Origin of the sequence: uncultured Campylobacter sp., assembly GCF_938030815.1 — a bacterium.
Classification (GTDB): domain Bacteria; phylum Campylobacterota; class Campylobacteria; order Campylobacterales; family Campylobacteraceae; genus Campylobacter_B.
Genome location: NZ_CALHII010000073.1, coordinates 1 through 11,193, shown reverse-complemented (window position 1 = coordinate 11,193; position 11,193 = coordinate 1). Strand labels below are relative to the sequence as shown.

The 11,193-nt window shown below is 46.3% G+C and carries 9 protein-coding genes and 2 pseudogenes; 4 read left to right on the top strand and 7 right to left on the bottom strand.

Annotation, left to right across the window (positions count from 1 at the left end; genetic code table 11):
• The 3 genes and pseudogenes from Q0277_RS02685 to Q0277_RS02675 all read right to left on the bottom strand — a co-directional run.
• Positions 1–301, bottom strand: a pseudogene (locus Q0277_RS02685) (hypothetical protein); the annotation flags it as partial.
• Between the two features lie 140 nt (positions 302–441).
• Positions 442–1,260, bottom strand: a complete 819-nt coding sequence (locus Q0277_RS02680) for a cache domain-containing protein (RefSeq protein ID WP_297995314.1) — start codon at positions 1,258–1,260, stop codon at positions 442–444.
• The gene (locus Q0277_RS02675; RefSeq protein WP_297995311.1) at positions 1,257–1,628 is read right to left on the bottom strand and encodes an HIT family protein; all 372 of its coding nucleotides are present in this window, start codon (positions 1,626–1,628) and stop codon (positions 1,257–1,259) included. The genes Q0277_RS02680 and Q0277_RS02675 overlap by 4 nt, the downstream gene beginning before the upstream one ends.
• 162 nt (positions 1,629–1,790) lie before the next feature.
• Between Q0277_RS02675 and Q0277_RS02670 the strand changes: the two genes are divergently transcribed.
• On the top strand, positions 1,791–2,999 hold the full coding sequence (locus Q0277_RS02670; protein ID WP_297995309.1) for an MFS transporter: 1,209 nt from the start codon (positions 1,791–1,793) through the stop codon (positions 2,997–2,999).
• A gap of 210 nt (positions 3,000–3,209) precedes the next feature.
• Here Q0277_RS02670 and Q0277_RS02665 read toward each other — a convergent pair whose 3' ends face one another.
• Positions 3,210–3,818, bottom strand: a complete 609-nt coding sequence (locus Q0277_RS02665) for a YigZ family protein (protein WP_297995306.1) — start codon at positions 3,816–3,818, stop codon at positions 3,210–3,212.
• 70 nt (positions 3,819–3,888) lie between these two features.
• On the opposite strand from Q0277_RS02665, the gene galU reads away from it, so the two are divergent.
• The 3 genes from galU to Q0277_RS02650 all read left to right on the top strand — a co-directional run bounded on the left by galU (position 3,889) and on the right by Q0277_RS02650 (position 6,602).
• Positions 3,889–4,725: a UTP--glucose-1-phosphate uridylyltransferase GalU gene (gene galU, locus Q0277_RS02660; RefSeq protein ID WP_297881144.1), complete on the top strand. Its 837-nt coding sequence runs from the start codon at positions 3,889–3,891 to the stop codon at positions 4,723–4,725.
• Positions 4,712–5,974: a glucose-6-phosphate isomerase gene (locus Q0277_RS02655; RefSeq protein ID WP_297995303.1), complete on the top strand. Its 1,263-nt coding sequence runs from the start codon at positions 4,712–4,714 to the stop codon at positions 5,972–5,974. Before galU ends, Q0277_RS02655 begins: the two co-directional genes overlap by 14 nt.
• A 235-nt stretch (positions 5,975–6,209) precedes the next feature.
• On the top strand, positions 6,210–6,602 hold the full coding sequence (locus tag Q0277_RS02650) for a VOC family protein (protein ID WP_297995300.1): 393 nt from the start codon (positions 6,210–6,212) through the stop codon (positions 6,600–6,602).
• Between the two features lie 161 nt (positions 6,603–6,763).
• Here the strand turns inward: Q0277_RS02650 and Q0277_RS02645 are convergent, their stop codons facing one another.
• The 3 genes and pseudogenes from Q0277_RS02645 to Q0277_RS02635 all read right to left on the bottom strand — a co-directional run.
• Positions 6,764–7,834, bottom strand: coding sequence for a hypothetical protein (locus Q0277_RS02645; RefSeq protein ID WP_297995297.1), 1,071 nt, complete (start codon positions 7,832–7,834; stop codon positions 6,764–6,766).
• Between the two features lie 489 nt (positions 7,835–8,323).
• Positions 8,324–10,330 (bottom strand): TonB-dependent receptor, encoded by a 2,007-nt coding sequence (locus tag Q0277_RS02640; RefSeq protein WP_297995294.1) that lies wholly within the window; start codon positions 10,328–10,330, stop codon positions 8,324–8,326.
• Between the two features lie 157 nt (positions 10,331–10,487).
• Positions 10,488–11,193 (bottom strand): annotated as a pseudogene (locus Q0277_RS02635) (hypothetical protein); the annotation flags it as partial.

Sequence of the window (11,193 nt, the reverse complement as noted above, 5' to 3'; positions counted from 1 at the left end):
TTTTGCACCAAGATCTTCCATATTTTTTGCAACGAAAATCATTAATTAAAATAGTAGCTTCTAATTCTTTTTCCAAATACTGCTCTATCGCTCTTTTGTACAGCTCCTCTTTCGGTAAAATTCTATCCTCTTTGAGGCAGTATCCTTGCTTGTATTTGTTGTAATCGGGGAGAGAAACGACAGTGAAACCTCGTGAAGTGGAGTAATCGGGGATTATGCGGATAAATGCGGCGCAGAGTATTATTATAAGAAGCAGCACGCCAGCTAGCGCTTTAAATTTAAGAGATTTATAAAATTTCATACCGACGCTCCTTTTAAAATTTAAAATTCCAGCGCAAATTTCCGTAATCTTGCGATTAAATTTAAAACGCTCGCTCGCCGCGCCGCTGCCGCCGCGACGAAACAAACAAGCGATAGGCGCCTTAAATTTAAATCCCGCCGCTAGCCTTCGCGATGCAAAATTATATAGCCCAGCTTCGTGCCGTTTTCGTCTGAAAATGCCCTCACGTAAAAATAATGCCCGTCCTTTTTGATAAAACTCTGCGCCCCAAAATCAAGCGTCGCCAAAATCGACAAAACGTCGTAATCCGGCGCGCTGTTTACGACGATAAAGTCCTTGATAACGCCTATTTTATCGTAGAAGCAGTCGGTCTCAAACCTCTTATCTACGAGGATAAAAATATCGTTTCCCATGCGGTTGATCTGCGCGATGACGTGCTCGAAATCGAGCATTATCTCGGCGCTTCCGATAAATTTGCCCTCGCTAAAAACCGGCGAAATTCCACGCATGAAAACCCCGCACCGCCCCATCTCAACGAGCGCTTTGGGAAGCAGGCTTTGACGGATCTGCAAAAGCGAATGGCGAAACGAGCTCAGATCGTCGTTGTAAAATTCATCGCTCCAGCTCCTAGCCAGGCTTCTGGTGTTTTGCGTATGAAAATGTATTTTCACGCCCGTGTAAAAGGGCACTGCGCTTAAAATGTCTTTGTATTTTTTCGTCACGTCCATGCACTCGCCGTGTTTGCCGCTCTCGAAGCAGCGCACCACGTCGCTGTTCTGCGATAAAATCAGCGAGATCGCAAAGGCGTTTAGCTTCTCTTCGTCCACGATCTTTTCAAACAGGCTCGCGCTAAAATCGAACTGCTGCTTGATTTTTATCTCGTTTTCCTCGCTTTTAAAGCGCAGATAAAACGCAAAAGTAGCGACGCAGGAAGCAAGCGCGAAAAGGCTTAGGTATTTTTTGGAGCGCGCGCCTATCATCTGAATTCCATCTTTAAATTTGCCGCTAAAACTTCTGCAAATTCGCTAAATTCCGGCAGATCGAGTTTGCCGTTTCGCATCTTTTTTCCCCAGACGGACTCCGGGAAAAAGCTGTCGTTTTTAAAGCGCGCTTGGATGTGAAAATGCACGCGCGGCACGTAGTTGGCAAAGCTTGCGATGTTGATCTTATCGGGAGCGTAAAATTCCCGCAGGCTCTTTTCGCACTGAAGCACGGCGCGCCACAGATGCGCCAGCGTCGCCTCGTCGCAGTCGCTAAGCTCTTTAAATTTCGCCTTCGTAAAGACCTTCACCCACGGCACTTCGTGCTCCTCGCGCTGTACGTAAATCATCTCATCTTCGTAAATCATCGCTTCTCCTTGAAAAAGGAATTTTAATGCAAAGCCCATTAAAGCTCGGTAAATTCCTCTTACATAAATAATATACTAAAATACATTAATTAAATATATCTATAAAATCTCGATATATTCGTGATTTTTATGCTATAATTCCATTCTTTAAAAGGAATATATATGAAATCAGTTTGGGTAATGATCCTATGCGCCGCGGCGATTTTGATGATTACGATGGGCATTCGTATGTCATTAGGTCTTTTCGTGCAACCTATAATGCAAGCAAATTCCCTATCCATCGCGCAAGTAAGCTTTGCGATGGCAACTACGCAGCTGGTATGGGGCTTTTCGCAACCGCTTAGCGGGATACTTGCAGACAAGCTCGGTGCCTACGTTGTGCTGTTTTGGGGCAGCGTGCTTTTGGCGATTAGTTGCGCTCTTGTGCCGTTATTTAGCAGCGAAAGCGCGCTTGTATTAACGATGGGTTTTGGGCTTGCACTGGGGCTTGGTGCAGGTAGTTTTCCGATTCTAATGAGCCTAATGGCAAAGCGCCTGCCATTTTCTATCCGCTCGGTTGCTAGCGGAGTGTTAAATGCAGGCGGCTCGTTCGGGCAGTTTTTATTTGCGCCGATGATTGGGTTTTGTATCGCAACGCCTGCTTTAGGATACGGCGGCGCATTTTTTACGCTCGCAGGGCTTAGCTTGCTAATTCTGCCGCTTGCGAGGCTTTTAGCAGGCAGTAAAATTCTATTTGGCGAACAGACCAGCCTGCATGAAGAAGATAAGCGCAGCTTAGGCGAAGTGCTGCGTTTGGCGCTGCGCGATAAAAGCTATATTTTGATAAATTTAAGCTTTGCTACGTGCGGTTTTCACGTAGCATTTTTAGTGACGCATCTGCCTAGTGAAGTAGCACTAAGCGGGCATGGCGCGCAGGTAGCGTCCTTTTCGCTAGCACTGATTGGTATCGCTAACATCGTAGGCAGCTTATTCGTAGGCTGGTGTGTTTCCAAAGTGCGATGTAAAGTCATTTTATTTTGCATATATGCCCTGCGTATCGCTCTTATTGGTGCTTATGTGCTCTCGCCCAAAGATAGCCTTACGTTTTATATCTTTAGCGTGGGATTAGGATTTACCTGGCTAGCGACCGTACCGCCTGCTGCGGCTGCCGTAGGTAAGCTATTAGGGACGCGATATTTAGCAAGCCTATTTGGATTTACGATGCTTTCGCATCAAATCGGTGGATTTTTTGGCGCATATATCGGGGGTCTTGCGGTACGGGCATACGGCGCGTATGATTATATGTGGTATTTGGATATGACGCTAGCGGCTATTGCAGCTCTGCTAAGCCTACCTGTGCGTGAAGCTAAGATGAAGCACGTTAAATTTTGAAATTTACGGACGGAATTTTCGCGAAATTTTGCAAGCTAAATTACGACAGAATTTTGAAAATTTTAAAATTTATCGGATTTTATGTTTCGCACGATGAAATTTCACTTTAGCTTTAAAATTCCACTGCGATAATGCGATAAAATGCAAAATCCGCTTATACTTTCAAATTTAGCCGGGGCAAACTTTTAAATTTTATAGAATTTTGAAATTTTAAAATTTCGGCTCGTGCAGCATTTTAAGGGCTGGCGCGAGAGCATCTGCAAAGCCTTTAAATTTTTCAAATTCCTCAGCGCTAAACTCTGCGCTAAACTCCGCTCCCGCAGCGCCGAAGCTCGCTTCATAAACAAAACCCGATTTTTTTAAAAAATGTTCAAATTTAGCCACCGCCGCAAACGGCACGAAAAACGCGCAGCGCCTTTTAAGAAAAAAGTCGGTTAAAGCGCCGCTGCTTGCGGAGGTCTCGATAGCTAGATTTGCGCTACTAGCGTATGCGCGCACGAGCCCGCCCGTGCCTAGCTTGATGCCGCCGAAGTAGCGTACCACGAGTACTGCGGCGTTAATGAGCTCGGCGCCGCGAAGCGCGTTTAGACACGGCGCGCCCGCGGTCGATTTGGGCTCGCCGTCGTCGCTCGAGTTTTCTACGATCTGCCCGGGCTCATTCAGCGCGCGATACGCCCAGACGATATGGCGCGCCTTTGGGTGTTGCCGCCGCAACTGCGCACGCAGCGCCTCAAAGCTCGCTAGCGGCGCGAGATAGGCGATGAAGCTTGATTTTTTGATCTCCTGTGCGGCGCTGATCTCTTTTTCAATCGTTTTCAAGGCTTTCCTTTGCGGAATTTTATCTTTTTTGCATTATAATAAAAGTTCAAAAAAAGATCAAAGGAGCTTCATGATCCAGACTTGTTTATTTCCTGCGGCGGGCTACGGCACGCGCTTTTTGCCCGCGACCAAATCGCTACCAAAAGAGATGCTTCCGATCCTTACCAAGCCGCTCATTCACTATGGCGTGGACGAGGCGCTGGAAGCGGGCATGGACAATATGGCGTTCGTCACGGGTCGCGGCAAGCGCGCTCTGGAGGATTATTTCGACCGCAGCTACGAGCTGGAGGATCAAATTTCAGGCAGCAGCAAAGAGTATCTGCTCGACGAGATCAGGGCGCTTATGAAGCGCTGCACCTTCTCTTTTACGCGCCAAGAGCAGATGAAGGGGCTCGGCAACGCGATTTATACGGGTAAAATTTTAATCCGCGACGAGCCTTTCGGCGTGGTGCTCGCAGACGATCTGTGCGTGAACGAAAACGGCGAGGGCGTGCTTGCGCAGATGGTTAAAATTTACGAAAAATACCGCTGCAGCGTCGTTGCAGTAATGGAGGTGCCGCCGCAGGACGTAAATAAATACGGCATCATCGCAGGAAAGAGCATCAGCGATGATCTGATAATGGTCTCGGATATGATAGAAAAGCCTGAACCTAGCGAGGCTCCGTCGAGCTTAGCCATCATCGGGCGCTACATCCTAACGCCTAATATTTTCGATCTCATCGAGCAGACGGCGCCCGGTAAAAACGGCGAGGTGCAGATCACCGACGCTCTTTTAAAGCAGGCTCAAAACGGCGTGGTGATCGCGTATAAATTTAAAGGCACTCGCTTCGACTGCGGCTCGGTAAAAGGCTATGTGGAGGCGATCAAATATTTCTACGAGCGAGAATTCGGCGATGGTAAAAAATGAGCTGTTTTTCCCGCTGGCAAAAGAGGGCGCGCTAGAGGAGGTAGCGGCAAAGATCCGCGCCGAATACGAAAGCGGCGAGGTAGGCTACTACCGCCTGCCGCAGCAAGGCGCAGACGAAATAGCGCGAGCGCAGGAATTTTTTAGCGCACGAAGCTATGACGGGGTCGTGCTTTTGGGCATCGGTGGCTCCAGCGTGGGCGTGCGGGCGCTTTATGAGATGCTGCGTCCGCGCGTAAGAAAGAATTTGCGCTTTGAAATTTTGGATAATCTCGACGGACACAGTGTAAACCGCGCGCTCGAAGGACTAAATTTTGCTCACACGATTTTCATAGTATCCTCCAAATCGGGCGGTACGATCGAGACAATCTCGCTTTTTAAGGTCGTTTTGCAGCGTTTTGGAATTTCAAATTTAAAAGCGCTAGCAAAAAATTTCATATTTATCACCGATGCAGGCTCGCCGCTGGATATCTTCGCGCGTGAGCACGGCGCCTGCGTGATAAATATGCCTGCTAACGTAGGCGGTCGTTTTAGCGTGTTAAGTGCAGTAGGGCTAGTGCCCGCAGTTGGGCTAGGCCTTGATGCAAGCGCGATGCTACGCGGAGCTGCCGCCGCAAAAGAGCGGTATCTGGATGAAATTTTAGCAGGCGATCCCGCTAAAATCGCGGAGAATAAAATTCTACGAAAAGCTCATCACTACGCCACGCACAAAAGTGCGAAAATCAACGTCCTTTTTAGCTACGGCGATGCGCTGCGCGCATTGGGTGAGTGGTATGTGCAGCTCTGGGCGGAAAGCCTAGGTAAAAAGATCGGCTTTAGCCGCGAGGGGCTTACTCCTGTGGGGCTTGTAGGCTCACGCGATCAGCACAGCTTCCTTCAGCTCATAATGGACGGCGTAAAGGATAAGACCGTGACTTTCTTAAAGCTCACGGACAACGGCACTACGGACGCGGTACCTGGTATCAGTCTGCAAGGTCTTGAGGGCTGCGACTTCGTAAACGGCATGCGACTGGATGAGGTGCTAAATCTTCAGTGCGATGCTACGCTGCAAGCCGTGCTAAACGAGGGTATCAGCGTCGATCTAATCGAGGTTTCGCGGCTTTGTGAACAGAGCGTGGGCGAGCTATTTTACTACTTCGAGCTGCTAACCAGCGCTACTGGAGCGATACTGGGCGTCAGCACTTACGATCAGCCGGGCGTCGAGGTAGGCAAGAGAATTTTAAAATCGCTAGTTTTAAAATCGCAAGATTAGAATTTGCTGCGCTAGCTAGACGGAATTTCGTCGGTCTAAATTTTACTAAAGTCAGACTCTACTCGCGCTCCATTTTTACTTAGGCTAAATTTTAGAATTTTAAAATTTACGCCGCGAAATTTTGATTTCGCGCTATAAGCATTTGGAATTTTGTCGCAAAATTTCACGGCAGAATTCCAAGATTGCACCGCGAGGCGTAAAAATTTTGCGACTTGCGAGCGCGCAAGGAGATGAAATGAAAATCACAAGGATCGATCACTTCGTCCTAGTTACGGAGGATCTGCAAAAATGCGTGGAATTTTACGAAGGGATTTTGGGCTTAGAGCATGTTTGCGAGGGCGGCAAACACAGCCTGCGTTTCGGCTCTTCAAAGATCAATATCCACACCCGCGCGGGCGAGTTCGCGCCGTTTGCGGCGCGTCCTAGCGCAGGCTCGGCGGATTTTTGCCTCATCTGCGAAGATCAAAGCGCGCAGCAGCTCAAAACGGAGCTTGAAAGCAAAGGGGCGCAAATAGAGCTTGGCGTCGTGCCTCGCACGGGCGCGCGCGGCGCTATGCAAAGTATCTATCTGCGCGATCCTGACGGCAATCTCGTAGAGCTCGGCGTATATGAAAGCGGCGATGATTAGCGCGTAAATTTTAAAGGCAAAATTTCAAGCGGAGCGTTAGAATTTAAATTTTCTAAATTCTATTTTTCATTAAAGATCGATATTCTGCGGATTAAATTGTTTATCCCGCGGTACGCTAATTATGTATCGTTTGTATATTTTTTAAACCTTATCTTTTGTTTTTAGAATTTCATAAATTTGTTCATTTTATTCACTATTATTTTTGCAATATCATAAGGCGGTTTCCAAAATAAATATCCCTCTGTAATATCTATATTTAGCGTATCCAAGAAATATTTTTGCAGCTCGCCAAACTCCTTTTTATTATTGATAGTAAATACTTCGGAATCGGAGCCATTGCATATCAATAATTTATCACAAAGCAAGAACCTAACGGTTTTCTCAAATAGAATATAGTAGATAAATTTAATAATGGGCATCAGCAATAAGCCCATAATTATAAAAATAAATACATAAAACCCGGAGCTGTATAATGACACGATGATCATTATGAATAAAACCAAAATACAAAATTTGATTCTTGCATCAAATGGCGCAAAATTCGGAATCATATAAGCATATCTGTAAACGGAGATATTTTTTAACGCCATCTCTTTTTCGCATCTGGTTCTATTTTTAAATTCTATTTTGTCCTTCATAAAGGCTATAGTTTTTTTGCTATTTATAAAGTTTGCCGCGTATATAAAGAAAAATGCGGTGCCATAACCTAGTAATATTTTCATATAAAACCTAAATTTATACTCGCCGTCAAAATTCTGTATCAAAGAACAAATTAACAAAATTCCAAGAGCTATCAGCCAAAACAGATCGTCTAGCTTTTTTATAACTATCGGATCTTTGTCGTAATCTCTGGCTTTATAATTTTGCTGCAAAGAGCCGTTGTCATCCGATATAAAATTTTGCGGCTCCGCGTTGTTCTCAAAGGCAGAATTCTGAGCCGCTTCGGTTTCTAAATTGCCTTCTAAATTTAAAGCATCAGTAGCGGAATTCAGTGCTTTGGAATTCAGAGATTCGAAATTCGGAGGTTCAGAATTCAGGATTTCAAAATTCGAGGCTTCGAAATTCAAGGTTCTAGAATTCGAAGCTTCAAAATTTGAAACTTCGGAATTTTTGGTTTCAAAATTCGAGACTTTAAAATTTTTTCCGTTAAAATTTTGTTTCAAGCCCAGCTTCGGCTCTTGATGCCGCTTTTGTAGTAGCCTTTTTAATTCCTCAAGCCTGCCTTGATCCATTTTTGCTGCCTTTAAATTTTGGACGCGCCATTTTATACCCTCGCCGCTTAAAGCTCAGTAAATTTTACCGCGCGTCCGTCGCGCGCAGGCAAGCCCGACGAACCGAAACGATGCCGACGGATCAGGCGCCGCGAAACCGCCTTTTTGTACAAAGCTTTAAGCTGATCTGCGGGCCAAATTTCATCTCAAATCGCACAACCGCCTTCTGTGCCGGCGCTTGTCGCGTGAGATCACGCCCGAATAAGTATCATATCCGCCGCGGGCCGCACCGAGGCTTCGACGCCGTGCGGAAAAAAGGCTCGGACGACAAAAGCCGCGCCTAGCCGTACAAATTTAGCGCGAGCTCGGCCGCTCAAGGCACTTGCAAATTTTATCTATACTTTAGCGTCTGTTTGCAAGCTCGCACAGTTCTTGCGCAGTGCGCCGAAATGGGGTGTCGCCCAATCCGATACAAAATCTAAAACGCGCCAAATCCGGACGATCTAGGCCTTAAAAATGCACTTTAAATTTCGCCCAAAAGCTTCTGCCCGGCTCATAAAGCCTCGTGCCGTTGGGGATAGTCTCGTAGCCTGCTATACCGCCGCCGTAGCCGCCTTTTGAGTTATGATAGGCATATTTGGCGTCGTTCAGGTTTTCCGCCGCTAGCAAAAATTGATAATTTTTATATTTATAGCCCGCGCTTAACCCCAGCGTCCAAAAGCTATCGCTCTTACCCAGGTCCATACCGCCCACGTCGCCGTAGCCTTTTTGCGCGCGGTTTTGCGACGCATTAGCGTAGAAGTCGGCTTTGACGAACCAGTCTGGCTTTTCTAAACCGGCGCTTAGTTTAAACGCTAGAGGCGAAACCTTAGGCAGCGCGTCGCCGTCTTTTAGGCCTCCTGCATTTTTAGTCACCTTGCCGTAGACATAGGATACTCCCGCCCCCAGCCTAAACATATCGGCTAGCAGCGTAGTGCCCTCGATCTCGCCGCCGTATAGCAGGGCGTCGGTATTAAAGGCGTCTGAGGACATGCCCATAGGATTATATTTTAGCATGATATAATCATCCATCTTTGAGACGAAAAAATTCGCGCTTAGTTCGTAATTTTGATCTTTTAGTACGGCGCCAAAATCCAGCTGAGTATTTCTTTCTTTACGTAGCTCTAAGTTCGCGTCCTTGTTCGTTTCCCAGTGATCAGGTAGTCTTTGTGCGTGCCCTAACCCAGCATAAAGCGTTAAATTTTGCAGATATTTTTCGTATCTAAAAAATCCTGAAAATAAATTTTCTTTCCTGCTCTTATGCGTTTTTAGCAGCCTTCTCTCGCCCGCGTCCAGCCTAAGTCCGCCAAAAAGCCCGTAGTCGTTTTCTAGGACGTATTCGTTTTGAGTGTAGATCGTTTTATACGTTACCTTGCGCTCTTTTACGTGCGGCTTTGATACGGCGGCGTCCATTTCGGCTTTAGATACGCCGGCTCCGCCCGTTCCAGCGCCTCTCCACTTAAATACATCCTCAGAGTACCCAGCGCCAAGATAGCTTGTTAGATTGTCGAAATTTAGCTCGCCTTCTAGCTTAAAGCCGTACATATCGCGTATTGGGTGGCTGATGCTATATCCCTTGCCGCGCCCCGTGCCCGGCACCACCGGACGCATGGTGAAGTTGTCCATTATGTGATCGATCTGATGATAGTACGAACTTAGCCTGATCTTGTGCTCGCCGACGTCTTGTTCAAATTTGAGTCCGAAAGACTTACGGTCAAACTGCACGCCGTCCCTCATCCTGTCCGCATACGCCGCTTCGCCCTCGCCCAGATCCGTGCTAAGCTGAATGGCGGTAGAATCGGTAGGCGTGATCGTGCCTACGAGTGAGACGCTGTTACGTTTATAGTGTGTATGCATTTTCTGTCCGCCGCCGCTTTTATAGTCGCCGCTTTCATAATGCCCGCCCGAGATCTGCAAGCTGCCCCATTCATTGCCCACGACGGCGTCGGCTACGGTTTCGAAGCGTCTAAAGCTTCCGCCTAGCACGCTAAAATTCCCACCGAATTGCGTTTTATCTAGTCTTAAAATATCTCGATCGAAGAAAATACCGCCGCTGATGAGCGCTCCATATCTGACGTCCTGCGGACCTTTGACGATGCGCACGGAGTTGTAGTTTTGCGCCGAGATGTAGGTGATGGGCGTATCCATACGCATGCCGCAGCCGCCGTTTAGCGTGCTGCCGTCGATGAGCACGGGCAGTCTGGACGCCGTCTGCGAGCGGTAATAAACCTCGCTGCCGCCTCCGCCCTTGCGCTCCATCGAAAAGCCGCTTAAGTTCAAAAGCGATTTTGCGATGTCGCCGTTTTCTAAAATAGTGTCTTTACCCGCGATCTCCACCTTCGTGGGCTCTTGCAAGATAGATTTTTTAAAATTCGACGATACGATTATCGTGCCTAAATTTACGTCCTTGCTCGCAGCATCGTCTGCGCTCAAGGCGCCGCATAGCAAAACCCCCGCCACAACGTAAGATAACTTCATTTTTGATCCTTTGGATATTATGATAAACGATTGCGAAATTGAATCACAAAAAATATTAAATTCATATTAAATTTAATATTTTAAAAAGTTAAAATTTTACGCCGTAAATCCCAAGCCGAAGGGCGCTTCGGAAAAATATATAGCGATCCTTTAATCGCTAGAATTTAAATTTCCTAAATTCTATCTTTTCGTTGAAAATCGACATCGTGCGAGCTAGATTGCTTATATCTTTTTGCATCGTCTGCATAAAATAATCTCTCAGCTGCAGATATTCCTCTTTATTTGCCATCAAGATATTTAGTATCTCGACCTCAGCGTTTTCCTTATAAAGCACAAGCTGATCGTGAAGACCGAAAAAACTAAGGCTACCGTTAAGCAGGTGCATATAGGCTTTAGTGGTTAAAATGGAAAAGCAAAAAGTAAAAATTATCGCCACGCCGTTGATCGGCTCTCCCGTCGTATAGCAGCCGAGCAAAAACCAAAGAACAAGAAAGACCTTTATATAAATAGGTATTTTTTGCTTCCAGCTCCATCTCCAGTCAAAGCTCAAAACCATAGCGCCAATCTTATTTAACTCGAACGTTTTACGAACCTTATTTTGATTGTAATATAAAATTTTATCGTTATGAAGCACGAAGTATGCGCCGTCTCTATTCATAAAATTTGTTACGAATATTACCAAGACCAAAGGAACAAGGCGAAACATTTTAATGTTTATGGGATTTACGATAGTGGCAAATGCAAGCGATATTAACAAGCCTACCATAGTAGGAACTATAGAGTATTTCATATAGTCATAATAAGTATGATCTTTGATGATTAGCGGATCTTTGTCGTAATCTCTGGCTTTAGAATTCTGCCGT

Coding starts and splice junctions, on each gene's coding strand:
- Q0277_RS02680 (WP_297995314.1), bottom strand. CDS start 1,260: ATGATAGGCGCGCGCTCCAAAAAATACCTAAGCCTTTTCGCGCTTGCT.
- Q0277_RS02650 (WP_297995300.1), top strand. CDS start 6,210: ATGAAAATCACAAGGATCGATCACTTCGTCCTAGTTACGGAGGATCTG.
- galU (WP_297881144.1), top strand. CDS start 3,889: ATGATCCAGACTTGTTTATTTCCTGCGGCGGGCTACGGCACGCGCTTT.
- Q0277_RS02655 (WP_297995303.1), top strand. CDS start 4,712: ATGGTAAAAAATGAGCTGTTTTTCCCGCTGGCAAAAGAGGGCGCGCTA.
- Q0277_RS02675 (WP_297995311.1), bottom strand. CDS start 1,628: ATGATTTACGAAGATGAGATGATTTACGTACAGCGCGAGGAGCACGAA.
- Q0277_RS02640 (WP_297995294.1), bottom strand. CDS start 10,330: ATGAAGTTATCTTACGTTGTGGCGGGGGTTTTGCTATGCGGCGCCTTG.
- Q0277_RS02645 (WP_297995297.1), bottom strand. CDS start 7,834: ATGGATCAAGGCAGGCTTGAGGAATTAAAAAGGCTACTACAAAAGCGG.
- Q0277_RS02670 (WP_297995309.1), top strand. CDS start 1,791: ATGAAATCAGTTTGGGTAATGATCCTATGCGCCGCGGCGATTTTGATG.